The sequence below is a fragment of the Paraburkholderia sp. BGA-UO-ETr-F21 genome, from assembly GCF_059567925.1.
The window spans coordinates 131554-149836 of sequence record NZ_JCAQOY010000038.1; the positions used below are offsets into that span (position 1 = coordinate 131554).

Sequence of the window (18283 nt, forward strand, 5' to 3'; positions counted from 1 at the left end):
GCCTTACAGCACCTGCGTCAATCCGCGCGCAATACGATCGTCGCGAGCGGCGGCAGCGTCAGTGCGGCGGAATGCGGCCAGCCGTGGCTCGATTGCGGATCGGTGTGGATCAGTCCGCCGTTGCCCATATTCGAGCCGCCGTACACGCCGGCGTCCGTATTGAGCACTTCTGTCCAGCGCCCGGCGCGCGGCATGCCGATCCGGTAACCGACTCGCGGCACAGGCGTCATGTTGCAGACTACGACGAGTTCGCGGCCGGCGCCATCGGTGCGGCGATAGGCGAAGACGCTGTTGCCGCTGTCGTCGCCGATTAGCCATTCGAAGCCGCCGGGTTCGCAGTCGAGCAGATACAACGCGGGCTCGTCGCTATACAGACGATTCAGGTCGCGCACCAGCTTCTGCAGGCCGTGGTGGTTCGCATCGTCGAGCAGATGCCAATGCGGCGACGTATCGTGGTCGAATTCCGCCATCTGGCCGAATTCGCCGCCCATGAACAGCAGCTTCTTGCCCGGATGCGTCCACATGAAACCGAAATACGCGCGCAGGTTGGCGAACTTTTGCCACCTGTCTCCCGGCATCTTGCCGAGCAACGAGCCTTTGCCGTGCACCACTTCGTCGTGTGACAGCGGCAACACGAAGCGCTCCGAATACGCGTACACCATCCCGAACGTCATGTTGTGGTGATGGTATTGGCGGTAGACCGGGTCTTCTTCCATGTAGTGCAGCGTGTCGTGCATCCAGCCCATGTTCCACTTGAACTGGAAACCGAGGCCGCCGTCTTCGACACGAGCCGTCACGCCAGGCCATGCAGTCGATTCCTCGGCGATCGTGATCGCGCCCGGCACGCCAGGCACATAGCCGACTTCGTGATTCAGGCGCTTCAGGAACGCAATCGATTCGAGGTTCTCGCGGCCGCCGTAAATGTTCGGCACCCACTGGTCAGCGGCGCGCGAATAGTCGCGGTACAGCATCGACGCCACCGCATCGACGCGCAAACCGTCGACGTGATAGCGCTTGAGCCACGCGAGCCCGGAGGCGATCAGGAACGCGCTCACCTCGTTGCGGCCGAGGTTGTAGATCATCGTGTTCCAGTCCTGGTGATAGCCTTCGCGCGGGTCGGCGTGCTCGTAGAGCGGCGTGCCGTCGAAATCGACGAGACCATGCGCGTCGTTCGGAAAATGCGCGGGCACCCAGTCGAGAATCACGCCGAGTCCGGCTTCGTGCGCCTTGTCGACGAAGCGCGCGAACTGTTCGGGTTTGCCGAAGCGCGCAGACGGCGCGAATTGCCCGAGCGGCTGGTAGCCCCACGATCCGCCGAACGGATGCTCGGCAATCGGCATGAACTCCACGTGCGTGAAGCCCATGCTTTTCACGTACGGAATCATCCGCTCCGCGAGTTCGTCCCAATCGAGTCCGCGCTGACCTTCTTCCGCGACGCGCAACCAGGATTCGGCGTGTGCTTCGTAGATCGAAATCGGCGAGCGCGGAGTCTGCTTGTCGGCGCGCGATTGAATCCACTCGTGGTCGGTCCACGGAAACTGCTCGACCTCGTCGACGTGCGCCACGACGGAAGCAGTGCCCGGCGGCTTCTCCGTTTGCATCGCGCACGGGTCGGCCTTGAGAGGTAGCGGGTGACCGTCGCGCGACAGCAGTTCGTATTTGTAGCGCGTGCCGGGACCGACACGCGGCACGAACAATTCCCACACGCCGGCCTGGTGCCGCAGCCGCATCGGATGCCGGCGGCCGTCCCATGCATTGAAGTCGCCCACCACCGAGGCGCGCCGCGCGTTCGGCGCCCACACTGCGAAGCGCACACCCGGCACGCCGTCCACTTCCATCGGACGGGCGCCGAGGCATTCGAGCACCGCGTAGGGATCACCGCCGGCGAGGCGCCCCAGCGGCTCGTCGCCGAGAACGGGACCGAACGAATACGTGTCCTCGATTTCCTGCACCACGCCATGCCAGTCGATCCGCAAACGGTACGGCGCCGCGGACGTGACGCGGCCGGCAAAGAGCCCCGGCCGCAACTGTTCGAGCTCGCCGAGCAGCGCGCCATCGGCGCGCGAAATTACGCTGACGTGCGCGGCGTTGGGCAACAGCGCGCGCACCACCGGACCCGCGTCCGTGTGATGCAACCCGAGCTGCGAGAAAGGATCGGGGTGGCGCGCTTCGACGAGCGCGTCGATATCGAGCGGTTGGAGGCCCGCGGCCGGATCGTGCTCACTCATAGTCGCCCTCGGCCGGATTAGGCGGTGTGGCGGCGCCTGGCGCCTGGGTTGAGGAATCGTGTGCCTGCGTGCCAGTATCGCCGAGCAGGCGGCTGGTGAGCGCGGCGAGGCCGCGCACGGGCAAGCTGAGCCACGTCGGGCGGTTGGCCGCTTCGTAACGGATTTCGTAGGCGGCCTTTTCGATCAGGAACAGATCGAGCAAGGCCTGTTCGGCTTCGGGCGCGACGAGCGGCGTCGGCGCCTCCGCGGCAGCCGTGCGGTACTCGCTGAGGAACGTTTCGGCGGCATGCATGCGGAAACGTTCGAACAACGCCCGCTTGCGGTCGGCGGTCTGTTGCGGCGCGGCTTCCGTGGTGGATTGCGCCGCTGCGCTCGCATACGACAGCGAGCGCAGCAGACCGGCCACGTCGCGTAGCGGGCTCGACTTCTGACGACGCTCTTCGAGCGTGCGTGCCGGCTCGCCTTCGAAGTCGATCAGATAAGCGTCGCCCTGCGCGACCAGCACCTGGCCGAGATGGAAGTCGCCGTGAATACGAATGCGCAGCGCGCCGGCGTTGGCGGAAACGAGCGAACCGATGGCGGCAACCAACGCAGCGCGGCGGTCGATCAGGCTTTGCGCCAGCGCCTTGGTTTCGGGATCGCTCATCTGCTCGATGCGCGGCGCGAGCAGATCCAGCGCGCTGGCGAGCATTGCCTGCGTGCCGTCGATCCACGCCTTCACCTGCTCCGCGCTAGCCGATTCCGGCGCGAACGCCGGGTCGTCCGTCGGCGAGGCAAGCGCCACGTGCAGTTCGCCGAGCCGCCTGCCGATAATGCCGGCCAACGCGCTGTAGCCCTCCATCAGGATCGATTCATTGGCACGGTCCGGCGCCGACTGCGCTTCGGTATCGACGGCGATGGCGAGTTCGTCCACCGAGCGGCGCAGATAGTCGAGCGACCAGTTCCACGCGTCGCCCTGATTGTCGATGAAGCCTTGCAGAATACAGAGCGTGTGCGGCACGCCTTCCGGATCGACGCGCACCACTTCTCCATACAGCGGCGCGGTGTTCGCGTAGCCCAATTGCGTCAGGTAGCGGCTGATCTCGGCTTCGGGATGGACGCCGCTGACGAGACGGCGCACCAGTTTCAGCACGGCGGCATCGGCGATGATCAGCGAACTGTTGCTTTGCTCCGCCGCGAGCCAGCGAATCTCCGGCCGCTCGCCCAGCCCTTCGAGTTCGGCGAAACGTTCGGTCGGCAGGAATCTGATCTCGCTCTTCTGCACGGTCGGCACGACGGCGCGCTCGCGCAGCTTGCGCATCACGCCATGCGCGAAGATCGGCAACGCAAACGCGTCCGTCAGATGCCCGACATTGCGGCCTCGCCGCACGCGCGCAAGCGCCAACTGCATGAACAGCGGGAAAGTCGTTTCGCCGCCCCATGTGATCGCGATCGGCACGACGTAGCGCTCGGTGTGATTGCCCACGTCCGCTTCGATCTCGGTGAAGGCGAAGCCGCCGTTCGGGATCGTGGTCAATGCCGCCAGCCGCACGGCATGCATTTTCTGATCCTTCGACGCAAACCAGCGGCGTCGGCTCAGCCACGAAGGCAACACTTCCGATTCGAGCAGGCGCACGTTCTCCGGCGTCGGGCCAACCTGGCCTTCGCGAATCACGATCGTGACGAATTCCGGCAGCGGTTCCGAATGCGCCTGAGCCCACGTCGGACGCTGGCCGCCGGGGCACAGCATGAACCACAGGAAGCCATACGGCGGGAACGTCAGCAGATAGGTCAACTGGCCGATCGCCGGGAACACGGAATCCGCGGTCATTTCGATCGGCACCGAACCGTTGAACTCGGACAGATCGAGTTCGACCGCTTGCGGTGCGCGCGACAGATTCGCCACGCACAGAATGGGCGGCTCACCCGGCATCTCACGCAGATACGCGAGAATCTTGCGGTTTTCCGGCTTCAGGAAACGGATCGTGCCGCGCCCGAAAGTCTGTTTCGCGCGGCGCGTGGCGAGCATGCGCCGGGTCCAGTTCAGCAGCGAATGCGGGTCGCGGCTTTGCGCTTCCACGTTGACCGCGTCGAAACCGTACAGCGAGCCCATGACCGGCGGCAGCACCAGTTGCTCAGGGTCGGCGCGCGAGAAGCCGCCGTTGCGATCCGACGACCACTGCATCGGCGTACGCACGCCGTCGCGGTCGCCGAGGTGGATGTTATCGCCCATGCCGAGTTCGTCGCCGTAATAGATCACGGGTGTGCCGGGCATGGAAAGCAGCAGCGAATTGATCAGCTCGATGCGGCGGCGGTCGCGCTCCATCAGCGGCGCGAGACGGCGTCGAATGCCGAGATTCAGCCGCGCGCGGCGATCGCTCGCGTACGTATTCCACAGATAGTCGCGCTCGGAATCCGTGACCATTTCCAGCGTCAGTTCGTCGTGATTGCGCAGGAAAATCGCCCACTGGTTCGTGGCGGCAAGGTCCGGCGTTTGCCGCATGATGTCGGTAATCGGGAAACGGTCCTCGCTCGCAATCGACATGTAGATGCGCGGCATCAGCGGGAAGTGGAACGCCATGTGGCATTCGTCTTCGTCGCCGAAATATTCCTTCACGTCTTCCGGCCACTGGTTGGCTTCGGCGAGCAGCATCCGGTTCGGATACTCGGCGTCGATGGTGGCGCGGATCTTTTTGAGCACCGCGTGCGTTTCCGGCAGGTTCTCGTTGTTCGTGCCTTCACGTTCAACCAGATACGGCACTGCGTCCAGCCGCAACCCGTCGATACCCATATCGAGCCAGAAGCGCATGACCTGCAGCACTTCCTTCAGCACGGCCGGATTGTCGAAGTTCAGATCGGGCTGATGCGAGTAGAAACGGTGCCAGTAATACGCGCCCGCTACCGGATCGTGCGTCCAGTTGGACGGCTCCGAGTCGATGAAGATGATCCGCGTTTCCTGGTACTTCTGATCGGTATTCGACCATACGTAATAGTTGCGATGGTTCGAACCGGGCTTCGCGCGGCGCGCGCGCTGAAACCACGGGTGCTGGTCCGACGTGTGGTTGATCACCAGTTCGGTGATCACGCGAATGCCGCGTGCGTGCGCTTCCTGAATGAAGCGCTTCACATCGGCGATCTGACCGTAGTCGGGGTGCACATTGCGGTAATCGGCGATGTCGTAGCCATCGTCGCGCCGTGGCGACGGATAAAACGGCAACAACCAGATTGCATTCACGCCGAGTTCGGCAATGTAATCGAGCTTCGCAATCAGGCCGGGGAAGTCGCCGACGCCGTCGTTATTCGCGTCGAAGAACGACTTGATGTGTACCTGATAGATGATCGCGTCTTTGTACCAGAGCGGATCGTCGCTCAACGCCGCAGGTTTGCCGCGCCGATTCGTGCGCGGCCTGGCCGTGTTGCCAGGGGCGTTGCCCACGGGTGACTGTGTGGTGGTTTGAGCTGGATCGTCACGCTTCATGTCGCACCTTCCGTTGGGGTTGGGTTGCCAGCGTCTGCGTGATGAACGCTGTCGGAGTCGCTGTCGGCTTCATCCGGCCGTTCGGCGGGCAGGCCGCCGAGCGGCGCGATGCGCCAGATCGAGAACGGCTGGCCCGACCCGAGCTGGACGTGCTGCCAACGGCCGTGCCATTCGAAGCGCGCGCCGGTCATCTGGTCGGTGACTTCCAGCGGGCCATGATCGTGCAGATTCCATTTCTGGAAAGTCTCCCACGACAATTCGATATCCGCGCCCTGTTCGTTGAACGGGTCGAGATTGATCGCGACGAGAATCACGTTGTCGCGTGATTCGGTGGCCTTCTCGAATAACAAAACGTTGTCGTTATGCGCGGGCAGGAATGTCAGGCCGAGATGCGTTTGCAATGCCGGGTTCGCACGGCGAATCCGGTTCAGCGCAGTGATCTCGGGAACGATGTTGCCGGGCCGGTTCCAGTCCCACGCGCGTAGCTGGTACTTCTCGGAGTCGAGATATTCCTCGCTGTTCGGCAGAGCAGCGGCTTCGCACAACTCGAAACCGCTATACACGCCCCACAACCCGGCTAGCGTCGAGGCGAGCGCGGCGCGAATCAGAAACCCCGTGCGGCCCTGCGATTGCAGATGCCGCGGGTTGATATCCGGCGTATTGACAAAGAAGTTCGGCCGGTACGAATCACGCGCGCCGGTTTGCGTGAGTTCGGTCATGTACTCGATGAAATCGCGCTTCGATTCCCGCCACGTGAAGTACGTGTACGACTGCGAGAAGCCGATCTTGCCGAGCCGGTTCATCATGCGCGGCCGTGTGAACGCTTCGGCAAGGAAGATGGTGTCCGGATAGCGCGCGCGCACATCGCCAATCACCCATTCCCAGAACGGCAGCGGTTTGGTGTGAGGGTTGTCGATGCGGAAGATATGCACGCCCGCTTCGATCCAGAACAGGAACACGTCGCGCAGCGCGAGCCATAAATCCGGCTTGGCGTCGTGCGCATAGAAGTCGGGGTTGACGATGTCCTGATACTTCTTCGGCGGATTTTCCGCGTAGCGCAGCGTGCCGTCGGGGCGCCACGCGAACCACGTTGGATGCTCCTTGAGCCACGGGTGATCCGGCGAGCACTGCACTGCGAAGTCGAGCGCGATTTCGAGGCCGTGCTCATGCGCAGCGGCGAGCATCGCCTTGAAGTCGTCGAGCGTGCCCAACTGCGGATGCACGGCGGTGTGGCCGCCTTCGACTCCGCCTATCGCATACGGGCTGCCGACATCGCCGGGCTGCGCGGTCAGCGTGTTGTTACGGCCTTTGCGATTGGCCACGCCGATCGGGTGGATCGGCGGGAAATACAGCACGTCGAAACCCATGTCGCGAATGCGCGGCAGTTTCTTCGTCACGTCGGCGAAGGTGCCGTGGCGCGATTCGTCGTCGCTCATCGAGCGCGGGAAGATCTCGTACCAGCTCGCGAAGCGCGCTGCGGTGCGGTCTGCGTCGATCTTGTAGATGACCGGATCGCGGCTCAGGAACGGCCGGTGGCGCGCAGCGGTCATCGCCCTCGCCGTGGTCGGCGCGAGCAGCAGCGCGAGCTTCGTTTCAGCGTCGGCTTTGGTGAACTCCTTGACGATATGTTCGAGCGGCGCGGTAAGCGCGCCTTCCGAGGTTTCCACTTCTGCAAGCACGAGCGCGAACAGATGCGCGGCTTCGTCGAGTTCGAGTTCGACGGTTTGCCCCGCCTTCAGCTTCTTCTGAATATGTTCGACCAGTGAAGCGAAGTCGTCGCGCCACGCGATCACGGTGAACTCGTGGCGGCCCATGCGGTCGAGCGGAATGCGCGCTTTCCAGATGTCGAGCCCGGCGGGTTGAGCCGGCGTCATCAGCACTTCATGCCACGCGGTTTCGTCGGCGGCGCGCCAGATCACGGCGGCGGCAATCTTGTCGTGACCTTCGGCGAAAATCGCGGCGGTGATTTCGGCGCGTTCACCCACGGTGCGCTTGGCCGCGAAGCGGCCGTTATCGACCGAAGGCGTCACGCTTTCGATCGCCACGCGCGGCGCGTTGATCGCTTCGACCACGGTCTTGCGGCCGCTGCGCTTGCTGTTCGCTTTGTCGATGGGCGGCGCGAGACGGATCGGTTTCTCCGTGATGGCGCGAAACAGGCGAACCGCGCCGGGTGCGAGCGCGAACGGCGTGAGCGTGGCGGGCGAAGCGCTGGCGGAGGCGTCGAGCGGCACGAAGCGCGTGAAGTTGCCCGGCACGCCCGCGAGGAAGCGCGCAGGATCGACGCGCACCGGCGCGCCGAGGTCGGGATTGATCGCGATCAGGATGGCCTCGTCGGCATCGCGCAGGTCGCGTTGGTCGGCGCGCAACAAGACCGCTGCAGGTACGCCGGGCCCGCTCAGCGGGCGCAATTCGCCGTTGGCGTGCAGCGTATTCGTATCGCGCGCAATGTGGTTCGCGTGCGTGACGTGTTCCGAGAGATCGAATGGTTTGGCCTGAACAGCGAGAGCGAACTGCGAAGCATCGCCGCGCGTTTGCGACATGGGTTCGGTGATGCCGTATTCGAAGCCCATCGGCATCATCCAGCCCGTGCCGATCGAAACCGACGTGTACAGCGCGCGCCGGTAAGCCCGCTCGACGATGGCGGCGTCGTGAGCATCGCCCAACTCGGCGGCGAGGCGGGTGCCATAAGGCGCTTCCGGAAACGCGATCGGTGTGCCAAGGCGCGCGAGCGCAGCGTGTTCTTCGACCATCCAGCTGGAGCGGAAGTCCCACCAGCGCACCGACGAGAACACGCTGTCGAAGCCAGCGCCGTCGAGGCCGGCCAGATCAGCGCGAGCAAGGCCGGGCGTGGCCGCGAGAAAGCGCACGTCGGGATGCTTCGCGCGAACCGCGTCGCCCAACTGCCGCCAAACGCCGCTCGGTACGCGGTGCGGCGAATCAAATCGGAAGCCGCCCACGCCGGCGTCGGCGAGCGCCAGCAACTGCCGGGTCCACCATTCGACCAGCGCGGCGCTGCTGCCGGCGTCGTTGAAGTTGGCATAGGCGACGTTGTCCTCGCGATGCACATGACGCGGGTCGAGCCGCGCCTCTTCAGACTCGAATGCGTGGAACCAGTCGGCATGTTCGGCGTACAGCGCGCCATCGGCGGCCATCCGGTCGATCACCAGATCGACCAGCAAGGTCAGCCCGCTCTGCGCGGCGCCGTTGGCGAGCGTGCGAATCGCCTCGGCGGCGGGCTGTTGGGCCTCGAATACCGGATGAAGACGGTCATGGCTGCCGACCACCTGTCCGTGGCCAGCTCGTCCGGGCTCGAAAAGGCTGCCGATCAGCGCGTGATCGAAGCCCAGTGCGGCTGCATGCGCGAACTGCGCAGGCCATGCATCGAGCGGCCCAACCAGAAGTGAATGAAAAAAGTAAATCCGCGGCGCGTACCCGTTTGGAGATTCCATCGGTCGTTTCCAGATTCGTCCTGCTGCGGTGTGGATGCAATTGGCATGCGATCACAGCGCTCATTGGGCTTCCAGAGCCGGATACCGCGCGATGCAAGAAGCGAGGGCGCGTACTGGTCAATGTAGTGCAAAGATCGTCACGCCGCTGGCCAGTAAGGGGTGCTTTGACGCCAGGCGTCGATTGCACGGGCTGGCCAGATCGATTCGGAAGACGCAGCAAACGCTGTGCCAGTGCGGCTCGGGCGCAGCGAGGGATGGGAGGGCCGGGCGTCCCGCAGTGGGCCTGGCCGGAAGATGCGACGGCAGACGCGAGGCATTGGCGCGAGGCCGCGAACGGCCGCCGCGTGTAAAACGGGCGGGAGGCGCCCGGGATTTACACGCGAAGGGTGAGGGACTGCGCGATTGCCCGCAAAAGGCGGAGTTCTATGCGGCGGAGGCGGCGCGAGGGCGCGCTCGTGCCGGCAGGTTCACGAGCCGAGCAGGCCCGCTGCGATATTCACGCACAACCCGAACACAGCGACGTTGAAGTAAAACGACAGGACCGATTGCGCGAGGGCGGCGCGGCGAACCGAACGCGAGCGCAGCATCACGTCCGACGTCTGCGAGGCCACGGCGATCGTGAACGAGAAATACAGGAAGTCCCAGTAGTCCGGGTGAAGCCCCTTGTCGGGAAACTGCAGCGGCGTCTCCGGGGCATCCGGGTCGTAGTAAAGGCGCGCGTAGTGCTGGGTGAAGATGGTCGGGATCAGGAACCAGGCGCCGAACATCGTCAGTCCGGTCAGCGTGTAGTGCCAGACCGTGGAAGCGCCCGCTGTTCCCTTTGCCGATGCCAATTCCAGCACGATGGCCGCAATACTCGCAATGGTCGCCACGCAGATCACCATGAGCACGACGCCCGCGTTCTCGTCGTCGCGCCGGGCGGATTCGCGCACGCCGCCTTCGTCGGCAAGGGCCATGTAGACCCAGATCATCGCCAGGTAACTCCAGATGGCGGCGTCCCAGCCGACCAGCACGCGAACCATCGGGCGCGTGTGCGCCGGCACGGCCAGCGCCGCGATGATGCCGAGCGCAAGGCCGACCAGCATGCGTGGCCGATTCCGAAGAACTTGTGGAAGATATTTTGTCAGCATGGAATGGCGTGTGAAGGACTCTCGGTTTCGCGGATTCTACCCGGGCTTCGACCTGTATTTGTCGAATGGGCGGGTCACAGGCTATAGTCTTTCGCAACGCGCTTGCGTGCCGCTTTCAATTGAAAGGCGATTGGCAGGCGGCAGTTTTTTGCCCGTTCATGCCATGCAGTGCGCACCGTTTCATACGGATGTCTTCAGCACAACGTAGCTCGGCTCGCATGGGGTTCGTGCGGGCTAACAAGACAGACCGCTTAAGCGGCTTCAGGCCAGGTTTGGGGTAGAAGATCGACGCCACGCGCGAACGGCACACCGCCGGGGCCGTGTGGCAAGTTGAGAACGACTCACCATCTGGAGTCCCCATGACAGATGTTCCCGAGAATAATGATGCGCACCACGAGGTGACGCATCCCGCAGGCTTGTCGTCATCAGCTTCGTTTTCAGCGTCGCGTAGAGCGTGGGTGCTCGGTGCGTGCGCCGCGGCCGCGGCGTTCGCATTTGCCGGCGCCGGCCGCTCACTTTCATGGATCGCCCCGGCATGGGCCGATGCGCCCGCAGGCGCCGGGCTCGATGCCTTCCTCGCGCTCTCGCAGCGCCTCACAGGCCGCACCGGCTTCGACGCCACGCTCGGCAAACGCGTCTATGACGCCCTGGCCAAATCCGACAATCATTTCGACCAGAACGTTGCCGCGCTCAACACATGGCTGCAGGGCCACGGCGGTGTGCCATCAGATACCGTCACACAAGCCTTGCAGGCTGATCAGCCCGCGCTCGCGAAATCCGTCGGCGCGATCATGCGCGCGTGGTATCTCGGCCTCGTGGGCGACACGCCGCATGTGGAAGTGGTCGCTTATGAAAAGGCGCTGATGTTCGAGCCCGTGAAGGACGTACTGACGATTCCGTCTTATTGCCGCGACGTGCCGTTCTACTGGACAAAGAAACCGGTGAATGCCTGAACGTCGTTTCTCTTGCGTGTGCCGCAGCGTTCGATCGAATCGTTCGACGCAGCTCGGGCACGCGCGTACAGCAAGCCAGCATAAAGTGCTCTGCACTGGACCCGCGTGACGCGTTCAAGCGAACTCAGGTCGACACAAAAGAAGAGAGAGGGCAACAATGGCAAACGCAAACTCTGCCGATATCGTCGTGGTCGGTTCGGGCGTGGCAGGCGGACTGGTTGCGCATCAGATGGCGCTGGCCGGCGCGTCGGTGATTCTGCTCGAAGCCGGGCCGCGCATTCCGCGCTGGCAGATCGTCGAGAACTTCCGCAATTCGCCGGTCAAGTCCGACTTCGCGACGCCTTATCCGTCGACGCCTTACGCTCCGCATCCCGAGTACGCCCCCGCCAACCATTATCTGATCCAGAAGGGCGACTATCCGTACAACTCGCAGTATCTCCGGCTGGTAGGCGGCACGACCTGGCACTGGGCGGCCGCGGCATGGCGGCTGTTGCCGTCAGATTTCCAGTTGCGCAAGCTGTACGGCGTGGGGCGCGACTGGCCCTATCCCTATGAAACGTTGGAGCCGTGGTATTCGGCGGCGGAGGTACAACTCGGCGTGTCGGGGCCCGACAATTCGATCGATCTCGGTTCGCCGCGCTCGAAGCCGTATCCGATGAGCCAGCTTCCCCTCTCTTATATGGATCAGCGCTTTAGCGACGTGCTCAATGCGCACGGCTTCAAGGTCGTGCCCGAGCCGGTGGCGCGCAACAGCCGTCCTTACGATGCGCGGCCCACTTGTTGCGGCAACAACAACTGCATGCCGATCTGCCCGATCGCCGCGATGTACAACGGCGTGGTGCATGCGGAGAAGGCCGAACAGGCCGGTGCGAGGCTGGTTCCCGAGGCGGTGGTGTACCGCGTCGAAGCGGACAACAAAGGGCTGATTACAGCGGTTCACTACAAGGACCCGAACGGCAACAGCACGCGCGTGACCGGCAAGCTGTTCGTGCTCGCCGCGAACGGCATCGAAACGCCAAAGCTGATGCTGATGTCCACTTCCGATAAATTCCCGCACGGCGTGGGCAACAGTTCCGATCAGGTGGGTCGCAACCTGATGGATCATCCGGGCACGGGCGTCACGTTTCTTGCCAATGAACCGCTGTGGCCCGGACGCGGGCCGATGGAAATGACCTCGATCGTGAACTTCCGCGACGGCGCGTTCCGCTCCGATTACGCGGCGAAGAAACTGCATCTCTCGAATGGCGTGCCGACCATGGCCGTGACCGCCGCACTGCTGAAGCAGGGCCTTACCGGCGCCGAGCTCGACCGGCAGATTCGCGACCGTGCGTCGCGCACGCTGAGTATCAACAGCTTCCATGAGCATCTGGCGGAGCCGCAGAACCGCGTGCTGCCTTCGGCGGATCACAAGGATTCGCTCGGCATCCCGCAGCCGGAGATCTATTACTCGATCAATGACTACGTGAAGAAAAGCGCAGCCAATACGCACGAACTGTACGGGCAGATCGCCGCGCTGTTCGGCGGCGTCGAGGTCTCGTTCGACGACACCTTCGCTCCCAACAATCACATCATGGGCACGACGATCATGGGCAGCGATCCGGCGAATTCGGTCGTGGATGCGGACTGCCGCACGCACGATCACTCCAATCTGTTCATTGCCAGCAGCGGCGTGATGCCGAGCGCGGCATCGGTGAATTGCACGCTGACGATCGCGGCCTTGTCGCTGAAACTGGCCGACAAGCTCAAGCGTGAAATCTGAGCCTGAACGGAGCACCACAATGAAGAAGAACACCTCTCGCGTGCAGCCGGTTGATGCGCTTGTGCGGAACGCCCGGCGCCGTCACTTCGGGGTCGCGACGCTCGCAGCGATCTTTTCGCTGTTCGCGCTCTATGTCGCCTGGTATGAGGCACACGGCCCCAAGGTGCAACGCAACGACGAGTTGCCTATTGCGCAGGCCCGCGCGGATGACGCCTCGCAGTCGGCCAATGGCGAGGTCGTCCCGGCTGAGGTGGCCGGCGGCAATCTGGTCAAGCGCGGCGAGTACCTCGCGCGCGCCGGCGATTGCGCGGCCTGCCACACGGCGGACAAAGCGCGGCCGTTCGCGGGCGGCCTGCCGATCAACACGCCGTTCGGCACGATCGTGACGCCGAACATCACGCCCGATCCGGACACCGGCATCGGCCAATGGAGCGACGTCGATTTTCTGCGAGCCATGCATGAAGGCATCGGCAGAAGTGGCCAACGCTTGTATCCGGCCTTCCCGTACGCGGAGTACACCAAGGTCACGGATCAGGACGTGCTGGCCATTCGCGCGTATCTGAATACGCTCACGCCGATCCACTATTCGCCGCCGGGCAACAGCCTGACATTCCCATTCAATCAGCGCTGATTGATGGTGTTCTGGAATCTGTTCAATTTCACCGAAGGCCGCTTCGTTCCCGATCCGAAGCAAAGCGCGCAATGGAATCGCGGCGCTTACCTGGTGCAAGGACTCGCCCATTGCGAGGAATGCCATACGCCGCGCAACGTCACGCAGGGTTTGAAGTCGAGCTCACGTCTTTCGGGTGCCGTGCAGGCCGGCTGGCACGCGTACAACATCACGTCTGACAAGACGAGCGGCGTGGGCAACTGGAGCGACGACGAGCTGGTGTCGTATCTATCGACCGGCGCGGCGCCGGGCCGTGCGAACGCGGCCGGCCCAATGGCCGAAGTGGTGGCCGACAGCACACAATATCTGACGCGCGAAGATCTCGGCTCGATCGTCGCGTATCTGCGCGCCGTGCCGCCGATCAACGGTGGCGAATCGCGCCCGCGCGACCAGTGGGGCAATCCCGCCGACGACGTGACGGCACTGCGCGGCACTGCCATTCATGCCGTGAACGGCGCGCAATTGTTCGTGGCGAACTGCGCGAGCTGCCATAGCTGGACGGGGCAGGGTGTGGGCGCGAGCGCGCCCGGGGCGTATCCGTCGCTGATCCATAACTCGGCGGTGGGCGCGAGCGACGCCAACAATCTGGCGCTGGTGATCCTGCGCGGCGTCAGTCGTACGACGAAACAGGCGGACGTGTTGATGCCGGCATTCGGCACCCAGCTCAGCGACGATCAGGTGGCCGCCATTACGAACTACGTGACCAGACAGTTCGGCAATCCGCAGTCGACCGTGACGGCCGATCAGGTCACCAAACTGCGCACTCAGCAATAGTGACCGCGTTAGGTGTGTATTTCCGGTAAGGGCTGCCGGAAAAATGCCAGTTTTGCGTCGATTTGCGTCGTTTCAGCTCGCTGCGGCGCTAGGATACGATGGGCAGCGCGCATACGCGTCCCGGATGCCGCATTATCATGGACCCATGGCTTCCGTACTCGTCAATTCCGTTGAACATCATCCGGCCAACCGGAGCGGTCGCGACTTCGTGGTCGGCGACCTGCATGGTTGCGTCGATGCATTGCGCTATCTGCTGCGCGTGATTACGTTCGACCCGGCGCGCGACCGGCTCTTTTCGGTCGGCGATCTGGTGGATCGCGGCGAGCATTCCGAACTCGCTCTGGCTCTGCTCGACAAGCCGTGGTTTTTCGCCGTGCTCGGCAACCATGAAGACATGCTGTGCGCCGTCGCCGATGGACGCTTGCGGCGTCAGTCGTGGTATGGGATCGGGGGCCTATGGGCGGCGCAACTTTCCGACGAACGCCTGCAACACTACGCCGAAATCCTGCGCGGGTTGCCGCTTGCGCGCGTGATCGGCAGTGGCAAGGAGCGCTTCAACGTGCTGCATGGGGAATTCTTCGGCACGGATGCCGAGCTCGATGCGGGGAATTTCTCCGCCGAAACCCGCCAGCAATTGCTGTGGGGACGCGAACTGGCATTGGGCAATGGCGATCCGCAGCGGCAGCGCGGTCTCTCGCTGACCTACTGCGGCCACACGCCGATGCGTGACATCAAGCAGGTCGGCTCGCAGGTGTTTATCGACACTGGCGCGTTCGGCCCGGAAGGCAAGCTCACGATCGTGGAGCCGCTGGCGCTGCGGCGCTGGTCGATCTCGGTCGAAGAGGCTCGCGCGGAAGGGGCGGCAGCGCTGGCGCTGCCTTGACACTGCCTTGACGGCTTGCGCCCGCGTGCGGGCTTGTCAGCCTAGCCCACCTGGTTGAGTTCGAAAACCATATCCACCTCGTTGCCGTTCCAGTTGTATTCCAGATACGCAGCGTGATGACAGTCGCGCAGGAGCGTGGTTTTGAACGCGGCGAGGCATTCGCCTTCGTCGTCCCGCACCGATGGATACACGATACCCGGCGCACCCGCCTCGCGGACCGCCCGGCCGAGGGATTGTCCGGCCAGATAATCATCCGGCGACAGCACCGCGGGATCCATCGACTTGTCGGCGCGAATGTCCACCACGTTGCCTAGCGCGACGACGGTATAGAGGCGCATCTGCTGGCGCATGGGCGGTTCGGCCGTTGCTTCCAGAAATTTCCCCGTGTGATAGCGCGTTTCCGCGATCGCGGTGGCGCGTGAACGGGCGCAATAAAACACGCCATAGGTGCCGTCGGAGAAGCGGCTGCCGAGCGGGTTCAAATGGGTCAGCGCGGCCATGATCGGCCCATAGCCCGGTCCGAAGCGACGCTCTTCGCGCGGCACCAGATCGAGTTCGCCGACTTCGGTGCGCAGACGGTCGTTGGTCATGGCTTCGAGCGCGTAGAGCGCGTCGAAGTCTTCCGGCGAGGCAACCCGGTCGAACAGATTGACGGCCGGAAAGCGCGTCGGAATCACGCGATACGCGGGCGACCAATCGAGCGGCGTGGTACGCCAGCGGTCCTGCCAATGCGGTTGTGTCACGCCCAGCCGCCTCGCATTGCGTCGAGATACTGGCGCACGGCCACGAGGTCGCTAATGTTGCCCGCCAGCATGCGGTCCAGCGCGCGGCGGCCGCCGAACGGCGGCGCGCTGTTGGGACGTTTGATCCAGGTGTCGGCGATGCTGGCCTGCGGCAGCAGGATTTGCAGCGCCTTATAGATACCGAGCAGCAGCGACAGGCGTTCGAGCGTGTCGCGCCCGAGGCGGGCCGTTTCGGGCGCTGCCTTCCATTTGAAATAAGTCGAGCGGCCCGGCGAGCCTAGCAGCACGATCTGCTCTTCCGCGCTCAAGTCCCAGTCGCGGGCGATGTTGAAGAACGCGCGCAGCCCTGCCGCGGACATTTCCGTTAGCGTGGGTGCTGAAGGCGGCCGGCGAATCGGCTCTTCAGGTTGGGTGGCACGAGCAGCGTGAGCCATGAGTGGAAAAGTCCTAATGTGTACTTGAAATTAATGTTAGTCTAAATATGGATTTTTGCAAGAGAATATAATCCAGGCTCGTTATAAAGTCGAAGATCAGGAGAGGCAGGAGATGGGCGTGCGAGCAGTAGCAGTGGGAGCGGCGTTCGCCGTGTGGTGTATGTCAGGACCGGTCATGGCCGCGGGTTATACGGAAGTGTGGAACCCGTCCGAACAGAGCGGGCATGTCACGAAGCAGGCTGGGACAAAGACGGGGGCAGCCGGCAACGGACAGTCTGGCGTTGGCTCGAAAGGCGCTTCAAAGTCCGCTTCGAAGTCGGCTTCAAAGTCCGCCGCAAGGTCTGCTCCGAAGCATGCGTCGGGTACGGGGCATGCCACGTCGCACGTTGCATCAGCGTCGGGACACGGCGGTAAACCGTCGGCGCATGGCAGCGTCAGCAAGGTGGCGGCCAAGGGCGTCACGAAGAGCGGAACCAAGGCAGCAGGCGCGAACAAGACCCAATCGAAAGCGGCGGTCGTGACGCAGCGTAAAAAGCCGCATGCGCAAGTCGTTCAGGCGAAGCCGGGACACGGCAAGGTCATGCACGCCAACCTGGTCGCGAGCCGTTCGACGCATCCGCAGAAGGTCAAGGTTGCGGCGAAACCCGGTGCGACCAAACCGGCTGCGTCCCTGGTGAATTCGCCTTCGTCATCCGTCAATACGGCGCCATCCGCAAACATTGGCGCCAATCCGGCGAGCGCAACGAGCAATCCCGCTACCGCCAGCAGCGGCTCGCTGCCGCCGATCATTCACTGATCTCGAAACCGGAGCGCGCGTTCGCGCTTCGGCTGGCTGGTCGACCTCCGCCTTTATGCCGCGGACGAGGATTTTTCTGGGTTAAAAGAAAGGCGTCGACTTTCATTTGTGGATCAACATGACGAGGCGCTTCGTCATTGTGTCGCCAACCCATTCGTCACCAACCGCAACGTTTCCAACGACCGCGCATCTCTCACCCGCGAATGCAGCGTGACGCGAGATTCCGGCAGCAGCGGCAAGCCCAGCCGCGGGCCGACGTCGATCAGACCGCGCGGCGCCACGCGGCGCGCCAGCGGCGACACCGCCAGACCTGCCGCCACCGCCGCGCCGACGGCCGCCACGCCACCGCCGACGAACACCTCCTGCCACCCAATGCCCGCCTGCGTGAGTGTGCGCAGCGCCACGTCGCGCACGTTGCATGGCGGGCTCAACAGCGCCAGCGCCAATGGTTCGCCGACTCGCGGCAGCCACGCCGGCGTGGCGAGCCAGGCGAGCGGTTCGCTGAACAGCACCTGCGCGTCGTCGCGCGGCGGTTCGTCGGCGCCATAGCGGATGATTACCGCGTCGAGGCGGCGTTCGTCGAATTGCGCAAGCAGCGCGGAAGACGTGCCCAGATGCAATTCGATTACCAGACCCGGATCGTGCGCATTGAGCCTGCCGAGCAGAAGCGGCAAGTCCGGTCCCGCCACGTGCTCGCTGAGCCCCAACGCGAGCCGCCGACGCTCGACCGACAGCGACCCCAGCGCGCGTTCATGCGCGTTGAGCAAGTCGCGTGCGGCGCCGAGGAACGCGTTGCCGTCCGCGGAAAGACGCACGACGCGCGGCGTGCGCTCCAGCAATTGCTTGCCCAGATGCGCCTCCAGCCGTTTGAGCTTCAGGCTGACGGCCGATTGCGTTGTGTCGAGCGCGTCCGCGGCACGCGTGAAGCTGTGCAGATCGGCGACCAGGACGAATGCCCGGACCGCATCGAGATCGAGAACTTTCATTTCAAATGAATATAGATGAAA

The 18283-nt window shown here is 63.8% G+C and carries 11 protein-coding genes and 1 pseudogene; 5 read left to right on the forward strand and 7 right to left on the reverse strand.

All coding sequences use genetic code 11. From position 1 onward, the window contains the following. Window positions 1-17: 17 nt before the first annotated feature. From glgB to AC57B1_RS28780, 4 genes are all read right to left on the reverse strand, one after another. The gene (gene glgB / locus AC57B1_RS28765; protein WP_408348917.1) at window positions 18-2228 is read right to left on the reverse strand and encodes a 1,4-alpha-glucan branching protein GlgB; all 2211 of its coding nucleotides are present in this window, start codon (window positions 2226-2228) and stop codon (window positions 18-20) included. After that, window positions 2221-5685 (reverse strand): maltose alpha-D-glucosyltransferase, encoded by a 3465-nt coding sequence (gene treS / locus AC57B1_RS28770; RefSeq protein ID WP_496419394.1) that lies wholly within the window; start codon window positions 5683-5685, stop codon window positions 2221-2223. Before treS ends, glgB begins: the two co-directional genes overlap by 8 nt. Next, the gene (locus tag AC57B1_RS28775; RefSeq protein ID WP_496419395.1) at window positions 5682-9134 is read right to left on the reverse strand and encodes a maltotransferase domain-containing protein; all 3453 of its coding nucleotides are present in this window, start codon (window positions 9132-9134) and stop codon (window positions 5682-5684) included. Before AC57B1_RS28775 ends, treS begins: the two co-directional genes overlap by 4 nt. 467 nt (window positions 9135-9601) lie before the next feature. Next, the gene (locus AC57B1_RS28780; protein WP_496419396.1) at window positions 9602-10264 is read right to left on the reverse strand and encodes a DUF1345 domain-containing protein; all 663 of its coding nucleotides are present in this window, start codon (window positions 10262-10264) and stop codon (window positions 9602-9604) included. A gap of 359 nt (window positions 10265-10623) precedes the next feature. Here AC57B1_RS28780 and AC57B1_RS28785 point away from each other — a divergent pair, with 359 nt between their 5' ends. From AC57B1_RS28785 to AC57B1_RS28800, 4 genes and pseudogenes are all read left to right on the forward strand, one after another. Further along, window positions 10624-11217 carry a sugar dehydrogenase complex small subunit gene (locus AC57B1_RS28785; RefSeq protein ID WP_496419397.1) on the forward strand — a complete coding sequence of 198 codons (594 nt, stop codon included), beginning with the start codon at window positions 10624-10626 and terminating at the stop codon, window positions 11215-11217. 157 nt (window positions 11218-11374) lie between these two features. Next, window positions 11375-12976, forward strand: coding sequence for a GMC family oxidoreductase (locus AC57B1_RS28790; protein WP_496419398.1), 1602 nt, complete (start codon window positions 11375-11377; stop codon window positions 12974-12976). Between the two features lie 19 nt (window positions 12977-12995). Beyond that, window positions 12996-14420: pseudogene (locus AC57B1_RS28795) on the forward strand (c-type cytochrome). A 145-nt stretch (window positions 14421-14565) separates the two neighbouring features. Beyond that, the gene (locus AC57B1_RS28800; protein ID WP_177205134.1) at window positions 14566-15303 is read left to right on the forward strand and encodes a metallophosphoesterase; all 738 of its coding nucleotides are present in this window, start codon (window positions 14566-14568) and stop codon (window positions 15301-15303) included. A 41-nt stretch (window positions 15304-15344) separates the two neighbouring features. On the opposite strand, the gene AC57B1_RS28805 is transcribed toward AC57B1_RS28800, so the two are convergent. Both AC57B1_RS28805 and AC57B1_RS28810 read right to left on the reverse strand, forming a co-directional pair. Beyond that, on the reverse strand, window positions 15345-16046 hold the full coding sequence (locus tag AC57B1_RS28805) for an RES family NAD+ phosphorylase (protein ID WP_496419399.1): 702 nt from the start codon (window positions 16044-16046) through the stop codon (window positions 15345-15347). Next, window positions 16043-16480 carry an MbcA/ParS/Xre antitoxin family protein gene (locus tag AC57B1_RS28810; RefSeq protein WP_177205133.1) on the reverse strand — a complete coding sequence of 146 codons (438 nt, stop codon included), beginning with the start codon at window positions 16478-16480 and terminating at the stop codon, window positions 16043-16045. Before AC57B1_RS28810 ends, AC57B1_RS28805 begins: the two co-directional genes overlap by 4 nt. A gap of 112 nt (window positions 16481-16592) precedes the next feature. Here AC57B1_RS28810 and AC57B1_RS28815 point away from each other — a divergent pair, with 112 nt between their 5' ends. Beyond that, window positions 16593-17276 (forward strand): hypothetical protein, encoded by a 684-nt coding sequence (locus tag AC57B1_RS28815; protein WP_496419400.1) that lies wholly within the window; start codon window positions 16593-16595, stop codon window positions 17274-17276. A 134-nt stretch (window positions 17277-17410) separates the two neighbouring features. Here the strand turns inward: AC57B1_RS28815 and AC57B1_RS28820 are convergent, their stop codons facing one another. Further along, complete coding sequence (locus AC57B1_RS28820; protein ID WP_496419401.1) at window positions 17411-18262, reverse strand: LysR family transcriptional regulator; 852 nt, start codon at window positions 18260-18262, stop codon at window positions 17411-17413. Between the last annotated feature and the right edge of the window lie 21 nt (window positions 18263-18283).

Coding starts and splice junctions, on each gene's coding strand:
- glgB (WP_408348917.1), bottom strand. CDS start 2,228: ATGAGTGAGCACGATCCGGCCGCGGGCCTCCAACCGCTCGATATCGAC.
- treS (WP_496419394.1), bottom strand. CDS start 5,685: ATGAAGCGTGACGATCCAGCTCAAACCACCACACAGTCACCCGTGGGC.
- AC57B1_RS28775 (WP_496419395.1), bottom strand. CDS start 9,134: ATGGAATCTCCAAACGGGTACGCGCCGCGGATTTACTTTTTTCATTCA.
- AC57B1_RS28780 (WP_496419396.1), bottom strand. CDS start 10,264: ATGCTGACAAAATATCTTCCACAAGTTCTTCGGAATCGGCCACGCATG.
- AC57B1_RS28785 (WP_496419397.1), top strand. CDS start 10,624: ATGACAGATGTTCCCGAGAATAATGATGCGCACCACGAGGTGACGCAT.
- AC57B1_RS28790 (WP_496419398.1), top strand. CDS start 11,375: ATGGCAAACGCAAACTCTGCCGATATCGTCGTGGTCGGTTCGGGCGTG.
- AC57B1_RS28800 (WP_177205134.1), top strand. CDS start 14,566: ATGGCTTCCGTACTCGTCAATTCCGTTGAACATCATCCGGCCAACCGG.
- AC57B1_RS28810 (WP_177205133.1), bottom strand. CDS start 16,480: ATGGCTCACGCTGCTCGTGCCACCCAACCTGAAGAGCCGATTCGCCGG.
- AC57B1_RS28815 (WP_496419400.1), top strand. CDS start 16,593: ATGGGCGTGCGAGCAGTAGCAGTGGGAGCGGCGTTCGCCGTGTGGTGT.
- AC57B1_RS28820 (WP_496419401.1), bottom strand. CDS start 18,262: ATGAAAGTTCTCGATCTCGATGCGGTCCGGGCATTCGTCCTGGTCGCC.